Source organism: Methylobacterium haplocladii, assembly GCF_007992175.1.
GTDB lineage: Bacteria > Pseudomonadota > Alphaproteobacteria > Rhizobiales > Beijerinckiaceae > Methylobacterium > Methylobacterium haplocladii.
The window spans coordinates 48,656-67,282 of sequence record NZ_BJZT01000043.1; the positions used below are offsets into that span (position 1 = coordinate 48,656).

Annotated in this window: 20 protein-coding genes and 1 pseudogene; 16 read left to right on the forward strand and 5 right to left on the reverse strand. The window is 67.0% G+C overall.

Annotation, left to right across the window (positions count from 1 at the left end):
• Positions 1-3: 3 nt before the first annotated feature.
• Positions 4-897: an NADP-dependent methylenetetrahydromethanopterin/methylenetetrahydrofolate dehydrogenase gene (locus MHA02_RS19420; protein ID WP_147081813.1), complete on the reverse strand. Its 894-nt coding sequence runs from the start codon at positions 895-897 to the stop codon at positions 4-6.
• 112 nt (positions 898-1,009) lie between these two features.
• Complete coding sequence (locus MHA02_RS19425; RefSeq protein ID WP_147081814.1) at positions 1,010-2,011, reverse strand: beta-ribofuranosylaminobenzene 5'-phosphate synthase family protein; 1,002 nt, start codon at positions 2,009-2,011, stop codon at positions 1,010-1,012.
• Positions 2,012-2,394: 383 nt separating this feature from the next.
• Here MHA02_RS19425 and MHA02_RS19430 point away from each other — a divergent pair, with 383 nt between their 5' ends.
• The 16 genes from MHA02_RS19430 to folK all read left to right on the forward strand — a co-directional run bounded on the left by MHA02_RS19430 (position 2,395) and on the right by folK (position 16,508).
• Positions 2,395-3,471: a molybdopterin-binding domain-containing protein gene (locus MHA02_RS19430; protein WP_147081816.1), complete on the forward strand. Its 1,077-nt coding sequence runs from the start codon at positions 2,395-2,397 to the stop codon at positions 3,469-3,471.
• Positions 3,465-5,108, forward strand: coding sequence for a formylmethanofuran dehydrogenase subunit A (locus tag MHA02_RS19435; protein WP_147081818.1), 1,644 nt, complete (start codon positions 3,465-3,467; stop codon positions 5,106-5,108). Before MHA02_RS19430 ends, MHA02_RS19435 begins: the two co-directional genes overlap by 7 nt.
• Before the next feature lie 30 nt (positions 5,109-5,138).
• The gene (gene fhcD / locus MHA02_RS19440) at positions 5,139-6,077 is read left to right on the forward strand and encodes a formylmethanofuran--tetrahydromethanopterin N-formyltransferase (protein WP_147081820.1); all 939 of its coding nucleotides are present in this window, start codon (positions 5,139-5,141) and stop codon (positions 6,075-6,077) included.
• Positions 6,074-6,871 carry a formylmethanofuran dehydrogenase subunit C gene (locus tag MHA02_RS19445; protein WP_147081822.1) on the forward strand — a complete coding sequence of 266 codons (798 nt, stop codon included), beginning with the start codon at positions 6,074-6,076 and terminating at the stop codon, positions 6,869-6,871. The genes fhcD and MHA02_RS19445 overlap by 4 nt, the downstream gene beginning before the upstream one ends.
• A gap of 45 nt (positions 6,872-6,916) precedes the next feature.
• Entirely contained in the window at positions 6,917-7,177 is a 261-nt protein-coding gene (locus tag MHA02_RS19450; protein ID WP_238180403.1) for a hypothetical protein, read from the forward strand.
• Between the two features lie 91 nt (positions 7,178-7,268).
• The gene (locus MHA02_RS19455) at positions 7,269-8,891 is read left to right on the forward strand and encodes a sensor histidine kinase (protein WP_147081824.1); all 1,623 of its coding nucleotides are present in this window, start codon (positions 7,269-7,271) and stop codon (positions 8,889-8,891) included.
• Positions 8,888-9,592 (forward strand): response regulator transcription factor, encoded by a 705-nt coding sequence (locus MHA02_RS19460; RefSeq protein WP_147081826.1) that lies wholly within the window; start codon positions 8,888-8,890, stop codon positions 9,590-9,592. Before MHA02_RS19455 ends, MHA02_RS19460 begins: the two co-directional genes overlap by 4 nt.
• Positions 9,593-9,768: 176 nt before the next feature.
• Positions 9,769-9,858 (forward strand): pyrroloquinoline quinone precursor peptide PqqA, encoded by a 90-nt coding sequence (gene pqqA, locus MHA02_RS19465; protein ID WP_007564431.1) that lies wholly within the window; start codon positions 9,769-9,771, stop codon positions 9,856-9,858.
• A 41-nt stretch (positions 9,859-9,899) separates the two neighbouring features.
• Positions 9,900-10,799, forward strand: a complete 900-nt coding sequence (pqqB, locus tag MHA02_RS19470; RefSeq protein ID WP_147081828.1) for a pyrroloquinoline quinone biosynthesis protein PqqB — start codon at positions 9,900-9,902, stop codon at positions 10,797-10,799.
• Between the two features lie 438 nt (positions 10,800-11,237).
• Positions 11,238-12,320 carry a pyrroloquinoline-quinone synthase PqqC gene (gene pqqC / locus MHA02_RS19475; protein ID WP_147081830.1) on the forward strand — a complete coding sequence of 361 codons (1,083 nt, stop codon included), beginning with the start codon at positions 11,238-11,240 and terminating at the stop codon, positions 12,318-12,320.
• A complete protein-coding gene (gene pqqE / locus MHA02_RS19480) occupies positions 12,317-13,471 on the forward strand; it encodes a pyrroloquinoline quinone biosynthesis protein PqqE (protein ID WP_147081832.1) in 1,155 nt (384 codons plus the stop codon). Before pqqC ends, pqqE begins: the two co-directional genes overlap by 4 nt.
• 50 nt (positions 13,472-13,521) lie before the next feature.
• The gene (locus MHA02_RS19485; RefSeq protein WP_373318385.1) at positions 13,522-14,178 is read left to right on the forward strand and encodes a hypothetical protein; all 657 of its coding nucleotides are present in this window, start codon (positions 13,522-13,524) and stop codon (positions 14,176-14,178) included.
• Positions 14,159-14,530, forward strand: a complete 372-nt coding sequence (locus tag MHA02_RS19490; RefSeq protein WP_147081836.1) for a hypothetical protein — start codon at positions 14,159-14,161, stop codon at positions 14,528-14,530. Before MHA02_RS19485 ends, MHA02_RS19490 begins: the two co-directional genes overlap by 20 nt.
• 352 nt (positions 14,531-14,882) lie before the next feature.
• Positions 14,883-15,665 carry a dihydropteroate synthase gene (gene folP / locus MHA02_RS19495; protein ID WP_238180407.1) on the forward strand — a complete coding sequence of 261 codons (783 nt, stop codon included), beginning with the start codon at positions 14,883-14,885 and terminating at the stop codon, positions 15,663-15,665.
• The gene (gene folB, locus MHA02_RS19500) at positions 15,658-16,035 is read left to right on the forward strand and encodes a dihydroneopterin aldolase (RefSeq protein WP_147081840.1); all 378 of its coding nucleotides are present in this window, start codon (positions 15,658-15,660) and stop codon (positions 16,033-16,035) included. The genes folP and folB overlap by 8 nt, the downstream gene beginning before the upstream one ends.
• Entirely contained in the window at positions 16,032-16,508 is a 477-nt protein-coding gene (gene folK / locus MHA02_RS19505; protein WP_147081843.1) for a 2-amino-4-hydroxy-6-hydroxymethyldihydropteridine diphosphokinase, read from the forward strand. Before folB ends, folK begins: the two co-directional genes overlap by 4 nt.
• A gap of 164 nt (positions 16,509-16,672) precedes the next feature.
• On the opposite strand, the gene xoxJ is transcribed toward folK, so the two are convergent.
• The 3 genes and pseudogenes from xoxJ to MHA02_RS19520 form a co-directional block, all read right to left on the reverse strand.
• Positions 16,673-17,524: a rare earth element methanol dehydrogenase accessory protein XoxJ gene (xoxJ, locus tag MHA02_RS19510; protein ID WP_174804692.1), complete on the reverse strand. Its 852-nt coding sequence runs from the start codon at positions 17,522-17,524 to the stop codon at positions 16,673-16,675.
• Positions 17,524-18,099, reverse strand: a complete 576-nt coding sequence (locus tag MHA02_RS19515; protein WP_147081845.1) for a c-type cytochrome, methanol metabolism-related — start codon at positions 18,097-18,099, stop codon at positions 17,524-17,526. Before MHA02_RS19515 ends, xoxJ begins: the two co-directional genes overlap by 1 nt.
• Before the next feature lie 162 nt (positions 18,100-18,261).
• Positions 18,262-18,627 (reverse strand): annotated as a pseudogene (locus tag MHA02_RS19520) (PQQ-dependent dehydrogenase, methanol/ethanol family); the annotation flags it as partial.

Below are 18,627 nucleotides of genomic sequence, written 5' to 3' on the forward strand. Positions count from 1 at the left end.
CCCTCAGCCCGCGATCTCCACCGCGAGCGTGTACGCATCGCGGAAATCCAGGCAGAGCGGCTGGTCCGCCTCCAGCATGCGCCGGAAGAGCCGGCACTGGGTCTGGTACTTCACGTTGCCGACGGCGAGTGCGCCGATGCCGACCCCCTTGCCGGTGGGGAGCGCCACGTCCTTGGCGTTGACGTCGATGCCGGCGATGCCGGCCGGCGGCACGGCGTTGACGTCGGAGGCGACGAGCAGCTTCGGCGCGGATTCGAGATCCGTCGCCGACAGGATCGGGATGCCGGCGGGGCCCGCCGAGAGGATCACGTCGGCGTTCTCGATCGCCTTGCGGCGATCCTCTGGCGTGGTGCCGTCGACCGCGTCGACGTCGATGCCGAAGCGCCATTTCATGGTGAAGGCGATCTTGGAGACGCGCTCCTCGCCGTCATGGCCGACGAGGACGGACTTCGCGCCTTCGAGCGCGCCGATCACCGCGGCAACGTAGGCGACGACGCCGGCGCCCCCGAAGATGACGATGCGCTTGCCCTTGAGGTCGGTGCCGAACTTGGACTTCAGGGCGCGGGAGACCTCGGCGACCATGGCGGCGCCGGTGGTGAAGGAGCCGGCCGGGTCGGCGAAGAGGTGGTTGGCGAAGGGCGGCACGAAGGCCTTCTTGGCCCGGTCGACCATGTCGAGGGCGTCCTCGGCGTTCTTGCCGCCGATGAAGATGCCGGTGCGCACGCCGTCGCCGGGCGCGCGCGAGAAGATCGAATCCTGGGTCAGCGAGACGACGTCGGCGAGGTTCACCTCGGTGTAGGTGACGATGGTCTCGAAGCCGGCGTCGATCGCCATGTTCACGTCGAACGGGCTCATGTGCTTGAGCGGCGTCAGCATGTGCAGGATCGAGCGGGCCATGGTCGAGTGTCCTCTTGTCCCGGGCGCGTCTCTCGCGAACCGCGCGCCGTGCAAAGCCGATGAGACCGGCGCCGGTCAAGCGCAGGATTCTTGAGCGCCCTAGACAAAATTTCTAAAGCGCCGAAACGGTTGCGCCTTCGTTGCGCCCCTTCGCGATGACGAAGCGCAGGCGGCCGGGCCGATCCAGGGATGCGACGAGCTCCTGAGCATCATGCTCGGTGGGCATGAGCGCGAAGCCCGTCGGCCCCCAGGAACTCTGGCCGTAGCCGGAGACGCCGCGCGCAGCGACCGCCTGCAGCACCTGTGCGACGTCGGCGCTGGCGTAACGGCCGCCTTGGTGCGGGGCGAAATAGTCTCCGATCCGCTCCTGGATCGTCGTGATCCCCCGGCCGAAGCCGTCGAGATTTCCCGTCGCCACGGACGGAAGAACCTGCATCAGCGCGATCCGGCAGATCTCGGCGGCGCGGGCCTCCTCGAAGGGCGGGAGATCGCGGAATGCCTCGGACTCGCGCCCGCCGTGGACGCCGGTGGCACCCTCGTCGAGGATCAGGACGACCCGCCACGCCTCGGGCCAGGATATGCGCGAAATGACGGGGGGCGGTGCGCCCGTTCCGTCGCGGCCGCCGTCGACGATGAGGCCGCCCTCGGTGAAGGCCGCGAGGCCTACGCCGGAGCGGTTGCCGCGGTCGAGCACGTCGGCGAAGTCGAGAAGATCGACGGTGCGGCCGTTGAGCCGGGCCAAGGCGGCGGCGACGGCGAGTGCGAGCTGGGTGCCCGAGCCGAAGCCGGCATGAGCCGGAATTGCTTCCTCGACCTCGATGGCCACGGCCTCCGAGACGTCGAGGTGGGCGGCCGCGGCGAGCAGGTACGAGCGGATGCGCTCGGCTTCCGGACCCTTCGCGGAGGCCCGCGGGGCGGCGGTCGCCTTGATCTGGAGGGCCGGCGTATCGACCGCGAGGCCGATGCTTCCGAAGCGGCGGCCGAGGCCACCGTGCATATCGAGGAAGCCGAAATGCAGACGGGCCGGGGCGCGTACCCGAACGACGGCTGGAGCGCCGGGGCGCGCGTCGCCGCCCTGCGGCGTCCGTACCGAACCCGTCGTGCTCGCGCCCATCCTCTCCGCGGACTCGGCCACGACGATTCCCTTCACTATCCAGCGCAGCCGGGCGAGGGTGTCGCAGCGGCCGATATCGCGGGGCTTGTCCCACGCGGGAGCCGCAGGAACAACCGGTCCGATGGGCCAAGATCGCACCTGTGGAGCGGATGCAGATCCTTGCGTCCGGCCGATCTCTTCGAGCCTCGGACCCGCGCCGATCATACGGCGCGCGCTTGCGAAATCTCCCCGGCGGGGCTTGCCGGACGTCATCCGCGGATGCAAAAGCCCGCTCTGCCGACCGCCGGTCGCGGAATGACTTTTTCGCAGCGTGCCTCTCGCGGCGGGCTTGGCTCGGCCGGCCCGTCCAGATGGTCGGTGACGACGTTTTGACGGGGAGGACCATGGCAGCCTGGGTCAAGGGAGACGCGGCCGACACGGACGCCGCCGTCGAGGCCGCCGCCGCTCTGCTCGCCGCTGCGCGCATGCCGGTCTTCGCGGGGCTCTGCGCCGACGTCGCCGCGGTTCGCGCCGCCTACCGCCTCGCCGACCGCATCGGCGCCTCGCTCGACCCCGTCGCCGGTCCCGGCCTCTATGCCGAGCTCGGTTCGCTGAGTGCCGGTGGAGCATTGACCACGACGGCGCCCGAGACGCTCGGACGTGCCGACACCGTCCTCGTCGTCGGCAGCCGACCCTGGGACGGCGACCTCGTGTCCGAAATCGCGGATACGAAGCCCGTGCGCGGTCTCTCCGCGGGTGACGAGCGTACGGTTCTTGCTCTGGGCGGGCCGCGGAATGGAACCAGCCGGCACGTCGCCTACGGCATCGGCAATGTCGGGCTCGATGTCGCCATCGGCCATCTCCGCGCCTTCGTGCGCGGCCATCTCGCCGGCGAGGCAGCGTTCGGAGACCTTGCGCAGAAGCTCGCGAGCGCGAAGTTCGGCGTCGTGATCTACGACGCGGGCGAGATCGGCGAAGCCGGCGTGGACATGCTGCAGGGCCTGCTCAAGGACCTGAACGAAAAGACTCGCTTCTTCGCATTGGGACTGGCCGATCCCTTCCAGGGCCGATCGGTGCTGCAACTCGCGGCCTGGACCACCGGGCAGGCGCCCCGCGTCGGTTTTGGCCGCCACCTGCCCGAGCACGATCCCTGGCGCTTCGACAGCGCACGCCAGGTCGCCGACGGCGAGGCCGATGCCGCCCTCTGGCTCGCCGCCCTCCCCGCGCCGCGCCCCGACTGGCTCGTGCAGTTCCCCGCGATCGCCATCGTCGGCGAGGACAGCGCCGACGCGCGGCCGGATACCGCCGAGATCGTCATCACCGTCGGCGTGCCGGGCTCGTCGGCCGGGGGTGCCGTCTGGAACGAGCGCCGCGGCGTCATCGGCTATGTGCCGGCGAGCGGCAACGCCGTCGCCGCGACGGCGGCCGGCGTGATCGCCGGGATCTCCCAAAAAATCGCAGAGAAGGGCGCCTCATGCTGACCCGTATCCACGGCGGCCGGGTCGTCGATCCGACCGACGGGCGCGACGCCGTCGGCGACGTCTGGATCGAGAACGGCCGGGTCGTCGCCCCCTCCGAGCGCAAGCCCGACCGCACCATCGACGCAGCGGGCTGCGTCGTGATGGCGGGCGGCGTCGAGGTTCACTCGCACATCGCCGGCGGCAACGTCGTGATGAGCCGCCTGCTGCTGCCCGAGCTCTACGTCAGTGAATCCGCCCCGAACGGCCACCCCTTCGCCCATGCCGGCGGCTCGGGTTCGTGGGTCGGCGCGAACTATGCGCGTATGGGCTACACCACGGCCGTCGAGCCGGCCCTGCCCCCCTCGAACGCCCTCGCCACCCATCTCGAACTCGCCGACATCCCCCTGCTCGACCGCGGCGCCCTCGCGGTGATGGGCAACGACGACCACCTGTTGCAGCTGCTCCGCGACGGCGAGAGCAAGGATGCGGTGCGCGATCTCGTCACTCACACCCTGGCCCATGCCCGCGGTCTCGGCGTGAAGTGCATCAACGCCGGGGGCGCCTCCGCCTTCAAGGACGGCGTGCTGAAGCTCAGCCTTGACGACGAGATCCCGGTCTACGGCCTCTCGACGCGCAAGATCATGACGGCTCTGCTCGATGCCGTCGAAGAGATCGGCGTGCCGCACCCGCTGCACGTCCACTGCAACAACCTCGGCCTGCCCGGCGCCGACGACTCGTTCGTCTCGACCTTGGAAGCCGCGGAAGGCCGGCGCATCCACTTCGCGCACGCCCAGTTCTACGCCTACGGGGTGGTCGACCCGAACGATCCGAGCAAGGGCGGCTTCCGTTCGGCGGCCGAGCGGATCACCGAGGCGATGGAGGCGCACCCCAACGCCACCTACGACGTCGGTCAGGTCGTATTCGGTCAGACGGTGACGATCTCCCTCGACATCCTTCGGCAGTTCGGCGGCCGCAAGGGTGCCAAGCCGAAGAAGTGGGTGCTGACGGCGGGCGATGCCGAGGGCGGCGGCGTGGTGCCGTTCCTCTACAAGCCGCGCGGCAGCGTGTCCTCGCTGCAATGGGCGATCGGTCTCGAGCTGATGCTGCTCTCCAAGGACCCCGAGCGGACCATCCTCACCACCGACCACCCGAATGGCGGCGTCTTCACCGAGTACCCGCGCATCATCCACCTGCTCATGAGCCGGGAGGAGCGCGAGAAGGAGATCGCGACGCTGCCGGCGATCGTCGGCGAGCGCTCGACCCTGCCCACGATCGAGCGCGAATACACGCTCAGCGAGATCGCTCAGCTGACCCGCTCGGGGCCGGCGAAGCTTTTGGGTCTCACCGATCGCGGCCATCTGCGGGTCGGCGCCAAGGCCGATGTCGCGGTCTACCGCGACAGCGCGGATCGCACGGCGATGTTCTCCCACGCGCGGCTCGTTCTCAAGGACGGCGAGACCATCGTCGAGGACGGCGAGGTCGTGTCCTGGCGCTCCGGCCGGACCCTCGAACTCGACGTCGAGGCCGATGCGGCGATCGTGAAGCGCAGCGAGACCTACCTTCAGGACCGCTTCGGCCAGGGGCTCGACAGCTTCGCGGTGCCGGACGCGGCCTTCCCCGAGACCGAGATCTTCGAGGACGTCGCATGCCGGGCGTGATGCGTGGACGACAGGCGGCGGGCGACTGACATGGCTGACCTCATCCTCAACGGCATCAAGGTCGAAGACACCTTCGCCGAGGCCTTCGACGTCGCCGGCACCGCGATCATCGTGACCAACGACACGCCCAAATGGGCGATGATCGCGGCCACGACGATGACGGGCTTCGCGACCTCGGTGATCGGCTGTGGTGCCGAAGCCGGCATCGATGCCGAGTTGGCTCCGGACGAGACGCCTGACGGGCGCCCCGGCGTGCGCATCCTGCTGTTCGGCTTCGAGCCGAACGGGCTCAAGGAGCAACTCCTCAAGCGCGTCGGCCAGTGCATCCTCACCTGCCCCGGCACGGCCTGCTTCGCCGGCGTCGAAGGCCCGACCAAGATCAAGCTCGGCGGCGCGATCCGCTTCTTCGGCGACGGCTTCGCCGTGGCCAAGCGTCTGCCCGACGAGACCGGCAAGATGCGCCGATACTGGCGCATCCCCGTGATGGACGGCGAATTCCTCTGTGAGGATTCGGTGCGCGCGGTCGATGGCGCCGTCGGCGGCGGCAACCTGCTGTTCCTCGGCCGAACTCATTCGGAAACCCTGAAGGTTGCCGAGATCGCGGTCGATGCGGCTCGCTCGGTGCCCGGCGCCATCCTACCCTTCCCCGGCGGCATCGTCCGATCCGGTTCGAAGGTCGGCGGCCGCACCAAGGGCATGATGGCTTCCACCAACGACGCCTACTGCCCGACGTTGAAAGGCCGTGCCGGCTCGGCGCTGCCGCCGGATTGCGGCGTGGTGCTGGAGATCGTCATCGACGCCCTCACCTCGAAGGCGGTGGCCGAGTCCATGCGGGTGGCGCTCCATGCCTCGACCAAGGCCGGCGCAGCGCATGGACTGATCGCGGTGACGGCCGGCAATTACGGCGGCAATCTCGGCCGCCACCATTACCACCTCAGGGATCTCCTCGGAGAGGGGCCGATCGTATGAGCACGCTCAAGCTGCGCTCCGAGCCGCCGGAGCGGATCGACCTGCTCGGCATCGACCCGCTCGCCCTGAGCAAGCTGTCCGAGGTGGATGCCGCCAGGATTCCCGTCGGCACGAGCCGGCGCGGGCTCACCCTCGGCGACGTTTTTTCGGTCACGCTCGATGGCTCGGACAGCCTCGTGATCGAGGGCGGATCTTCCCGACTCGACCGCGTCGGCGCATCGCTCTCGCAAGGCTCGATCTGCGTCGAGGGCGATGTCGGCCAACGGCTTGGCGCCGGCATGGCCGGCGGCAAACTCACGGTGACGGGTTCGGCGGGGCCGTTCGCGGCCTCTGGCGCCACCGGCGGTACCATCACCATCGAGGGCGATGCCGGCGATCACGCCGGCGGCGCGGTCTATGCCGCCAAGGCCGGGCTCGACGGTGCGACCCTGATCATCCGCGGAACGGCCGGCGACAGACTCGGCGACCGCATGCGGCGCGGCATCATCCTCGTCGAGAAGGCCGGCGCCCGCGTCGGCACGCGCATGATTGCCGGCACCATCGTGGCCGGCGCCATTGGCGTTGAGCCGGGCTACGGCATGCGCCGCGGCACCATCGTCGCCGGAAGCCACGGTTCCCTGCTGCCGACCTTCGCCGAGACCGGTACGCCGGACCTCGTCTTCCTGCGCCTCCTCGCCCGCTCGCTCACCGCGCTCGGTGCGAAGCATGCCGATCTCCTGAAGGGCAGCATGCGGCGCTACTCGGGCGACCTCGCTACGCTCGGCAAGGGCGAGTTCTTCACGCCCGCCGGCTGAGCCGGCCTGCAAGATATCTCTTGCCGGCTTGGCGGATCGTCCCAGTTGAAGGGGCTGCGGGCGCTATCGGCCCGCGAACTGGACGCAGGGTTCTTGCCGATGTTTCTCGTGATGTCCGTCTGTCTGCTCGCGACGCCGGCCACCTGCCACGAGGAGCGGATCGACATGACCCGCGGAGCGCCCAACCCCTTCATCTGCATGCGCAATTCGCAAAGCGCGCTGGCAGAGTGGCAGGGCAGCCATCCCGATCTCACGATCAAGGCCTGGCGCTGCGCCGCCAAGGCGAGCCCGTCCAAAGACTTGTGAGTCCGGCGGACCGTCGGTCGCCGGCGCTTGGCCGGAACGGCCTGCGGTGACACTGTCCCGCGGTTCCCGGAGGCCGTAGGGGTCGGAGACCATGCGTTCGCTGAAGGTTCGCTTCGCGCTGCTGCTCGGCGGCACGGCCTTGCTCGTGGTTCTCGCCGCGGCCGGTGTGTTCTGGTCGACGAGCCTGTCCGAGCGAACGATCGAACGCGTGCTCGCCGCCCAGCATCGTCTCGAATTGCTCGCCGAACTCTCCGGAAGGCTGACACAGTACGGGCTCGCTGCCGTCGAGACCTTGGGCAATCCGGACACGCCGCCCGAAGCCCTGTCGGTGACCCGCGATGCGGTCGACCGGGCGCTCAACACCGTCGACGAGGCGATCGGGCGCGGCATGATCGCGAGCGAAGGCCCGACGGAGCGGATCCAGTACGTTGCCCGCACGCGGCCGCTGGCGAAGCTCCGCGCGGCGCGCGTCATTCTCGATCGTCAGGTCTACCAGATCCAGCGCGAGCTCGATCCGGACCGGCGCAAGAACTCGATCCAGGGTGCGCTGAACGCCTTCGGTGCAATGACCGGGCAGCCGCTATCGCTGCTGATCGAATCCGAGCGGCGCTCGATGACGGCCGGATCGGAGGAGGCGCGCAGCACCTCGGAACGGATGCGCACCCTCTCGATCCTCGGCCTGGTTCTCGCCCTGGCTCTCGTGGCGATCCTCTACCGCAGCGTCACGCGGCCGACCTTGAGGCGCATCGAAGCGATCCGCGATGCCGCCGGCGCCGTCGGCTCGGGCGCCCTCGACACACGGCTCTCGGTGGCGACGCGCGACGAACTCGGCCTGCTGGTGGCGAATTTCAACCGCATGGCCGCGCGCCTTGCCCGGCGCGAAGGCCGCCTCGCCGCCGACCGGGCCGCTCTGGAGGAAACCGTCGAGGCCCGCACCGCGGATCTGCGCTCCGTCAACGAGCGGCTGGAAATGGTCGATCGCTCCCGCCGCCGCTTCTTCGCCGATGTCAGCCACGAGTTGCGCACGCCGCTGACCGTCATCCTCGGCGAGTGCGATCTCGCCAGTCGCGCGCAGGGGCGTGTCGTCGATTACGGGCCGGTCTTCGCCACCATCCGCAAGCGCGCGCAGGGATTGAAGCGACGGGTCGAGGATCTGCTGCGCGTCGCCCGCTCGGAATCCGGTCAGATCGAACTCGACCGGCGGCCAGTGAGCGCGCTCGCGGTTTTGACGGCAGCCGTCGAGGGGGCGGCGTCCGAGGCCTCGAAGCGTCGTGTCGTGCTGACCCTGGAGCCGGGTGACCGCGATGTCGAACTCAGGGCCGATCCCGAATGGTTGCGGCAGGTCGTCGAGAGCCTGACCGACAACGCCCTTCGCCATGCCACCGGGCTGACCCGGATCGTGATCGCGCTCGCCGAACACGAACGGGCCGGTGAAAGCTGGGCGCGGGTGACCGTCACGGATGACGGCCCGGGCTTTCCCGGGCGCGGCGAGGATCTGTTCGAGCGCTTCCGGCGCGACTCGCATTCGGGAGAGCCGGGCTTCGGCATAGGCTTGGCTCTAGCGCGCTGGGTCGTAGAGCGGCATGATGGCTCGATAAGCCTGGGTGCCGGCGACGGGGGTCGCGGCGCGCGGGTCACCATCGACCTGCCCGCCGCCGACATGGTGCTGGAGCAGCGGGACGATCGGGAACGAGTGAAGGTCGGGGTCGCATGACGCGCGTTTTGATCGTCGAAGATGACAGCGACATCCGCGGGATGCTGGCCCGGGGCCTGGAGGCCGAGGGCTTTTCCGTCGGCGTTGCCGAACGGGTCGACGACGCCTTGAGCGCGGCCCGCGACGATTCCCCCGAAGCCGTGGTGCTCGACATCACCCTGCCCGACGGCTCGGGCCACGAAGTTTGCCGGTCTTTGCGCGAAGGCGGCTATCCCGGCGCGATCCTGTTTCTCAGCGCGCGCGACGAGATCCGCGACCGCGCCGAAGGACTCGCCCTCGGAGCGGACGACTACATCGTCAAGCCCTTCGTCTTCGACGAATTGCTCGCGCGGCTGCAGACGCATCTGCTGCGGCGCCGCGAGGCCGATTCGCCCCGCACGATCGTCACCGCCGGCCGGCTCGTGCTCGATCTCAATGTCCGTCAGGTCAGCTTCGGGGATGCGTCGGCACGCCTCACCCCCCGCGAGGCCGAGTTGCTCGCGCTGCTGATGGAGGAGGTCAACAAGCCGATTGCCCGCGGCACGATCTTCGACAAGCTGTGGGCCACGCAGGGTGGCCTCTCGCTGAATGTCGTTGATGTCTACGTGGGTTACCTGCGCAGCAAGCTCTCGGATTTCGTCCGTTTCGGCGGCCCCGTGATCGTCACGGTGCGCGGCAAGGGCTTCATGCTCGACCTGCGCGGTCAGGACTTCCGCCACTAAGGATCCGCAGACCAACACACGGGATTCTGGGAAGATCCGGCAATTTGGCTCTTGCAGCACCCGATGGAATTGGCGATATAGCTCTCGCGCAAAGAAACCCTAGCGCCGTCAGTATCTTAGGATCTTCTTATGGATCCGGATGCTGCTGACGTTTCAGAAAATACTGGAGAGATGCCATGAAGTGGGCCGCCCCCGTCGTTTCCGAGATCTGCGTCGGCATGGAAGTCACGAGCTACGAGTCGGCTGAGATCGACACCTTCAACTGAGGTGTAGCGCCGGCCGAGGATTGCAGGCAGCGGGTCCATCCATGCATGTCGTGATCCTCGGCTCGGCTGCAGGCGGCGGCGTTCCGCAATGGAACTGCCGCTGCGCTATCTGCTCTCTCGCGTGGGACGGCGATCCCCGCGTCAAACCCCGCACGCAGTCGAGCATCGCGGTTTCTCCAGACGGAGAACGCTGGCTCCTCGTGAACGCCTCACCCGACATCCGCCAACAGATCCAGGCCAACCCCGCGATGTTCCCGCGCGAGGGCCTGCGGCATTCGCCGATCCATGCGGTTCTGCTGACCAACGGCGACGTCGACCACGTCGCCGGCTTGCTGACCCTGCGCGAGGGGCAGCCCTACACGCTTTACGCAACGCCCGGCATTCTCGGCTCGGTGACGGAGAACCGCGTCTTCGACGTGATGGCGGCCAATGTGGTGACGCGGCAGCCGATCGCCCTGAACGAGACCTTCGAGCCGGTGCCGGGTCTCAGCGTCACACTATTCTCCGTACCCGGCAAAGTGCCGCTCTGGCTGGAGGATGCCGGCATGGAAATCGGCGCCGAGACCGAGACCACGGTCGGCGCGATGATCGAGGCCGGCGGCAAGCGCCTCGCCTACATTCCCGGCTGTGCTCGCGTCACCGATGGCCTCAAGCAGCGGATCGAAGGCGTCGACGCTCTGCTCTTCGACGGCACGGTGCTGGAGGACGACGACATGATCCGCGCCGGGGTCGGCACCAAGACCGGCTGGCGCATGGGCCATATCCAGATGAACGGCGACACCGGTTCGATCGCCTCGCTCCGCGACGCTGGCATTGGCCGGCGGGTCTTCGTCCACATCAACAACACCAATCCAGTGCTGGTCGAGGGCTCGGCGGAGCGTGCGAGCGTCGAAGAGAGAGGTTGGACGGTGGCGCACGATGGGTTGCGCTTGGCGCTGTAGCGCGCTGACGAAAATCAGCGTCCCAACAGTCATTCCGGGGCGCCGAGGCGAACCCGGAATCCAGAGCCGCCGACGTTCGGCCATGAGACGAAACTGTTTCGTTGTGTCTTGCGCCGTCAGCGGTTCTGGATCCCGGGATCTCGCCTTTGGCGAACCCCAGTATGACGTTTGAGGGGCGGTCCAAAGTACAGCCACTGAAATCCATAAGAAGTTTATCAAGATGCCGGTTAGGGCCTCGCGAAGTTGAACGCGAGACCCATCAATGACTTACTGCCCTTCATAGTCATTTTCGTTGTCGGTGAGACCATCTGGAAATTCCGCACGAAGCGGATATATTTTGCACGATACAATTGGGTCCGTCGCATCGATGCCTTGGCGCCGAGGTGGGCCCATCTAAGAAACGCTTCAGGAAACGCACGAGAACGGACGCGCCCACGCATGACCGCCCCATTCCCGACCCCGGTAGCCGACGAAGAGCAGCGCCTCCTCAGTCCCGACGAGCTCGAGGCGGCGCTTCGCGACATCGGTGCGCGCCGCTACCACAACCTGCACCCGTTTCACCGCCTGCTGCACGACGGCAAGCTGGACAAGGATCAGGTGCGGGCCTGGGCGCTCAACCGCTACTATTACCAGGCGATGATCCCAGTGAAGGACGCCGCCGTCCTTGCCCGGATGCAGGATGCGCAGCTTCGCCGGATCTGGCGTCAGCGCATCGTCGATCACGACGGAGACGCGCCGGGCGACGGTGGCATCGAGCGCTGGCTGAAGCTCGCCGAGGGCGTCGGTTTTTCGCGCGACTACGTTCTCTCGACCAAGGGTATCCTCTCGGCGACGAAGTTCTCCGTCGACGCCTACGTGCATTTCGTCTCGGAGAAGCCGCTGCTGGAGGCGATCGCCTCCTCGCTGACCGAGATGTTTTCGCCGACGATCATCTCCGAGCGCGTTGCCGGGATGTTGAAGAACTACGACTTCATCACGAAGGACACCCTCGCCTATTTCGAGAAGCGTCTGACCCAGGCACCCCGCGACGCCGATTTCGCCCTCGACTACGTCAAGCAGCACGCCACCACGCCGGAACTTCAGCGCAAGGCGATGGCGGCGCTGACCTTCAAGTGCAACGTGCTCTGGACGCAGCTCGATGCGCTGTACTTCGCCTACGTCGCCCCCGGTATGATGCCCCCCGATGCCTGGCAGCCCGGAGAGGGGCTCGTCGCAGAGAAAGCCGCGGCAGCGGGAGGCAAGAACGGCCCTTTTGAGCCGGCGGACGTACCTCGCCTGCCCCGCGGCGTGCGTCTGCGCTTCGACGAAGTCCGATCGAACCACGTACTGCTCGCCCCCGAGCGCACCTTCGATCTCGACGACAACGCCGTGGCGGTTCTCAAGCTGGTCGACGGCAAGCGCAGCGTCGGCGACATCGCGGGCGAGCTTGCAGCCATCTACGCCGCCGACCGTTCCCTCATCGAGGCCGACATCGGCGTGATGCTGGCCGAACTCGCACAGAAAAGGGTCCTGGAGCGATGAACGCACCGACACCCGCACCCGTCGCCGCCGAGGTGATCCCGGCACCGGTCGGTCTGCTCGCCGAGCTGACGCACCGCTGCCCGCTTCGCTGCCCCTATTGCTCCAATCCGATGGAGCTCGACCGGCGCTCGGCGGAGCTCGACACGGCGACGTGGCTGCGGGTGCTGACGGAAGCCTCGAAGCTCGGCGTCCTCCACGTCCACCTCTCCGGCGGCGAGCCGACGGCACGCAACGACATCGTCGAGATCACGGCGAAGTGCGCCGAACTCGGCCTGTACTCGAACCTGATCACCTCCGGCGTCGGCGGCGCGCTGCAGAAGCTCGATGCGCTCTACGATGCCGGGCTCGACCACGTGCAGCTCTCGGTGCAGGGCGTCGACGCGGCCAATGCCGAGAAGATCGGCGGGCTGAAGAACGCGCAGCCGCAGAAGATGACCTTCGCCGCCCGCGTGACCGAACTCGGTCTGCCGCTGACGCTGAATTCGGTGATCCATCGCGGCAACATCCACGAGGTGCCGGGCTTCATCGATCTCGCGGTCAAGCTCGGGGCCAAGCGGCTCGAAGTGGCGCACACGCAGTATTATGGCTGGGCCTACGTGAACCGCGCTTCGCTGATGCCGAACAAGGCGCAGGTCGACGAGTCGATCCGCATCGTCGAGGCGGCCCGCGAGCGGCTCAAGGGCGAGTTGGTCATCGATCTCGTGGTGCCGGACTATTACGCGAAATATCCGAAGGCCTGCGCGGGCGGCTGGGGCCGCAAGCTCATGAACGTCACGCCGCAGGGCAAGGTGCTGCCCTGCCACGCGGCCGAGACGATCCCGGGCCTCGAGTTCTGGTATGTGAACGATCACTCGTTGAGCGAGATCTGGACGCAGTCGCCGGCCTTCAACGCCTATCGGGGCACCTCCTGGATGAAGGAGCCCTGCCGCTCCTGCGACCGGCGGGAGAAGGATTGGGGGGGCTGCCGTTGCCAGGCCCTGGCACTGGCCGGCGACGCCGCTGCCACCGATCCGGCCTGCTCGCTTTCACCGCTTCACGGCAAGATGCGTGAATTGGCCACGGAAGAAGCGGCGGACAACCCGCCGGACTACATCTACCGGACGATCGGGAGTAACGTGCAGTCTCCCCTCAAGGAAAAGGCACCCCTTTGAAAACGACCGTCTTCGCCTCGGCCCTCGCCCTCGCCCTCGTTCCGGCCGTTGTGAACGCCGCACCGGCCGACACCCCGGTTCCGACGCAGGCTGCCGTCTCCGCCGCACCGAATCCGTCCGACGTGCTGTTCGACCAGCCGCAGATGAAGAACACGCAGCCGGGCAGCACGCTTCGCTATACCTATGTGCGGCGCAGTGGCATCACGCGCGGCCCCTATGGGCCGCCGCTCGACGACGAGATCAAGCTCAAGATCGAGCCGGGCAAGACTGCCGAGAACCGCGACATCCAGGTGCAAATGTTCTCGGGCGCCAACCGCGCACCGGCCGGTCCCTTCGACGACATGCCGGGCAATCCGATCTTGCCGCTGTTCCTCGAAAACCACCTCAAGGGCTTGGCGGCCCTGCTCGAAGCCAACCCGCGCTACATCAAGAACGCGATCCGCAAGGGTCTGCGCGACAAGGCGACGATCACGCCTACGAAGATCGACTTCAAGGGCCGGCAGATCGACGGCTGGAAGATCGTGACGAGCCCCTTCGTCGGCGATCCGCTGACCGAGCGGATGCGCGGTTTCGACAAGATCACCTACACCTTCGTCACCTCGCCGGAAGTTCCGGGCGAGATCGTCTCGATCGAGGCGCAGGCCAAGAAGCCGGACGGTGGCGAATTGCTGGAGGAGACGCTGAACTATGATCAGAACGCTGGCTAAAGGCGTCGCCGCTTCACTCTGTCTTGCCGTCTTGGCTGGACCGGTTGGGGCCGAGGGCGTCGAGAACGACTATCCGACCGACGCACGGGTCGATTACGTCTTCGGCTGCATGGCTGCGAACGGCCAGACCCGCGAGTCGATGGAGAAATGCTCGTGCTCGGTGGACCAGCTCGCCGCCATTCTGCCTTATGACAAGTACGTCCAGGCGAGCACGATCCTGTCCATGCGCCAGGGTGCTGGCGGCCAGCGCCAGAATGCGTTCCGAGCGACCAAGATGTACGAGGACAAGGTTGCGGATCTCCGCCGGGCCCAGGCGGAAGCCGAGATTCGCTGCTATCGCGGCGGGGCCTGAGCGGATTACCCTCGTCGTTCCGGGGCGTCGTATGCGACCTCGGAATCCGGGACCGCTCCCCGCCGATGTCGTGGCTCGGTGGCAGTTCGGTATCCTGGGATACGACGCGCGGTCCCGTGATGACAAAGCCTATGGCATCCGCGACCGCAACCAGCACAGTGATCGCCGATCCGGCGACCCGGATTCGCGGCTTTGGGGTGGCGCGGGCGAGAGATTGCCGGATCGGCTCGCGCGGGGCATGACCGCGTTGGAGTGTCCTGCCGGAGCCGTCGTGTCGCCATCCCCGATCCCGCTCGCTGAACGACGAAGCCTGTCGGACCTGTTGCCCGGTCTCGGGCAGCGCTGCCTCGTGATGGGCATCCTCAACGTTACACCCGATTCGTTCTCGGACGGCGGAAAATTCGAAAAGCCCGAGGCGGCCTTGGCTCAAGCCGACGCTCTCGCTGCCGACGGTGCGGCACTCGTCGATATTGGCGGCGAATCGACCCGCCCCGGCCACGTCCCGGTCTCGGCCGAGGACGAGCAGGCCCGCGTCGTCCCTGTCATCGCGGCACTGGCCGGCCGGCTTTCGGTCCCGATCTCCATCGACACCTATAAGGCTTCGACGGCGGCTGCCGCACTGAAGGCCGGCGCAGCCATCGTCAACGACGTCTGGGGCCTGCAGCGCGATCCCGACATCGCCCGAGTCGCCGCCGACCACGGTGCACCGGTCATCGCGATGCACAACCGCGAGACGGTGGATCCCGCGATCGATATCGTTGCCGACATGCTGGCCTTCTTCGAGCGATCGCTATCGATCGCCCGCCGCGCCGGGATCCCCAACTCGGCGATTGCCCTTGATCCGGGAATCGGCTTCGGAAAGTCTTGGGAGCAGCATCTCGCAGCGCTGCGTCGCCTGCCGGAGATCAAGGCGCTCGGCTTCCCGCTGCTCGTCGGCGTATCCCGAAAATCGCTGCTCGGCCGGCTGCACGACACCCAGACCGATCCGAGCGAGCGCCTGTTCGGCTCCATCGCCGCTCATGTGCTGGCGGGAACCCTGGGGGCCGACATCCTGCGCGTCCACGATGTGCGTCCGCATGTCGAGGCCCTGCGCGTCGTTGACGCTGTGATGCGTCCGGAATCCATCGGTGGCTGACCGTATCCTCGTCCACCGCATCGCAGTCTTCGCCTATCACGGCGTCTTGCCGGAGGAGGCGCGGCTCGGGCAGCGCTTCTTCGTCTCGCTCGATTGTGGGGTCGACCTCGCGCAGGCCGGCGCCTCGGATGATGTCGTCCAGACCGTGAGCTACGCCGACCTCACCGAGATCGCCATCGAGATCGCTTCGAAGCGACGCTTCGCGCTCATCGAAGCGCTGGCCGAGTCGATCGCTGCCGAAATTCTCGCGCGGTTCCCGACGGTCGAGCGGGCAAGCGTGCGCGTCGACAAGCCCAGCGCGCCGGTGGCGGCCGTGATCGACGGCGTCAGTGTCGAGATCACCCGTTTCCGCGCGGCAGCCGAACGATGACCCGCGCCTATCTCGGCCTCGGCAGCAACGTCGGCGACAAGGCTGCGATGCTCGCCGAAGCGGTGACGCGGCTCGGCGCAGTGCCGGAAATCCGCATCGCTGCACGCTCACGCGACTACCGGACACCGCCCTGGGGCGACACCGATCAGGACTGGTTCCTCAACGCCGCCGTCGCCGTCGACACCGACCTGACGCCGCACGCTCTATTGGAGGCTGGGCTCGCCATCGAGACGGCCCTCGGCCGCGTGCGTGAGCGACGCTGGGGTCCGCGTCGGATCGATATCGACGTGCTGTCCTACGAGGGCGCAAAGATCAGCGACGAGCGCTTGATCCTTCCCCACCGCTTCGTGCGGGAGCGCGCCTTCGTGCTGGTGCCGCTCGAAGAGATCGCGCCGGATCTCGTCATCGGCGGCGAAACGGTGAGCGAGGCGCTGGCCAAGCTCGACCGGACGGGTATCGAACCGCTGGAGTGAGGGTGCGGTCGATTTGCACGCGAAGCTTTTCGCGGGTGAGCGCGCGGTTCATTCCCCTTCATCACTGTGAGCGGGAGGCGCAGCAACCCAGGGCGACAAACTCGGCGTCGAGTTTATCGCCCTGGGTCGTTTCGCTGCGCGCGGAATGACGGCGGACTTTGCGATTACTCGTTCGAGGATTGCAGAGGCTTGTTCTCTTCCTCCTCGAGAAGCGGGACTTGGAAGTCGCGCAGAACCTTCTCGATGTCGGTCTTGCGCTTGCGCAAAGCGGTGTTGAGGCTGCGCTTCCAGTCGTTCTCGTTCAGACGCACGCCCATCGAGACGCGGAACGCCATTGGCGGACGATCCGGCTCCTTGAGAAGCGGGGTCACGTCCATCTCGACACCGCTCTGCTTCGCTAGCCAGCCAGCGGACGGCCCCCATAAGATAGCCACGTCGAGCTTCTTGGCGGCGAGATCCGCGATGATTTCGGCCGCTACCGTCTGAAACTTGCGGTCCGGTCCGAACGCATAGGCCGTATAGGAATGGGTATCGTTGATCATCCCGAGTTCGCCGAGCCGGTTGGCCGGCGGCGTCCCGGCGATGAGGCCGATCTGCTTGCCCTTGAGCTTGGGATCGTCGAGCGTTGTTACCCCCGCAAACTCGCCCCTGCGCGTCACCAGCGTATAGGCGGAGCGGTAATAAGGGTTCGTCGGCTGGATAATGTCGCCGCCGGACGTGCCGATGATGAGGTCGCAGAGACCTGTGCCCAGGGTGTTCCGGACGAAGCCAGGCCCCTGCGTCAGCCAATAGTAGCGGAGCTTGACCTTCAACTCGTCGGCGATGATTTCGGCGATCTTGTTCTCGAAGCCGCCACCCTTGCGCTCGGAGAACGGCATGTTGCCGGGGTCCGAACACACGCGCAGCACGTCGGTCGTCACGAGATCGGGAAGATGCTGCGCCAACGCGGAACGCGCCCCCACTGAAACCAGTAGGAGCGCGCCGAGCGCAGCGTTCAACGATGCGCGAATGATCATCAACCGCCCAGGCAGTCCTTCTCGACCTGCTTGGCGGAATCGGGCTTGTCTTCCTTCTCGCCCGGACGCACCCGCGGCAGAGCGCCCGAGGCGCGAGCGCGCAGGTACACGTACAGGTCGTCCGCGTAGCACATCACGTTCTTGTTGTCGGCGAACGCCGGCATGACCTTCTGGTCCGACGAGCTGACGTCCTGCTTGCCGCCGGCGAGGATGCCCATGAACTCGCTGTAGCTCAGATGCTTCAGGCTGTCTTTGAGCGCCGGCGCGTAGGTCGAGCCCATGGCATCCGGGCCGTGGCAGACGTGGCACTCGGCATGATAGCGGCGGTAACCGGAATAGGTGAACCAGTCGACTTTCTTGCCGTCGTTGGTGATGTGGAAGGTCGGGTCGCCCGCCTTGTCCTTGTACTTGCCGTCGTCGTCCTTCACGGCCGCCGCAGCAGCAAGAACCTTGTCGTCGATTTCCTTGGCGTTCGGATCGAGTTTGTTGGCCAGCTCCGCGTTGGCGGGCTTGGCATCTTCCGCGCGAACGGTAACGGACGAGACCATTCCGAGAGCAAGGACGGCTGCGGCCATCCGGAGCGCGGACTTGTTCGAATAACGCAACGAGTTTCTCCCAGTTTATTTGTTGCGCTGCAACATAAGCGGCCGCGCCAACCCTAGACCCAAGGACCTAATCATAAAGATGCCGGCGCGGAAACCCGCGCCGGCACCGGTTAGTCATGCACGAAGTGCGACTTAGTTGTTCGGCAGGCCAAACACGGTGAGCTGACCACCGAGGTTGGTGTAGCTCGAGAGAGCGGCATAGCCACCCACCGCGCCGAGACCGGCGTTCGGGTCGGTCAGGCCGGCCGCGAGGCCGATGCCGGCCCAGCCGCCGACGCCCGACAGGACGCCGATGTACTGCTTGCCCTTGTTCTCGTAGGTCATCACGTTGCCGATGATGCCCGACGGGGTCTTGAACTTGTAGAGTTCCTTACCCGTCTTGGCGTCGACAGCCTTCAGGTAACCTTCGAGCGTGCCGTAGAAGACCACGTCGCCGGCCGTTGCGAGAGCGCCGCCCCAGGCGGAGAACTGCTCGGGGTTCGACCACTTGATCTTACC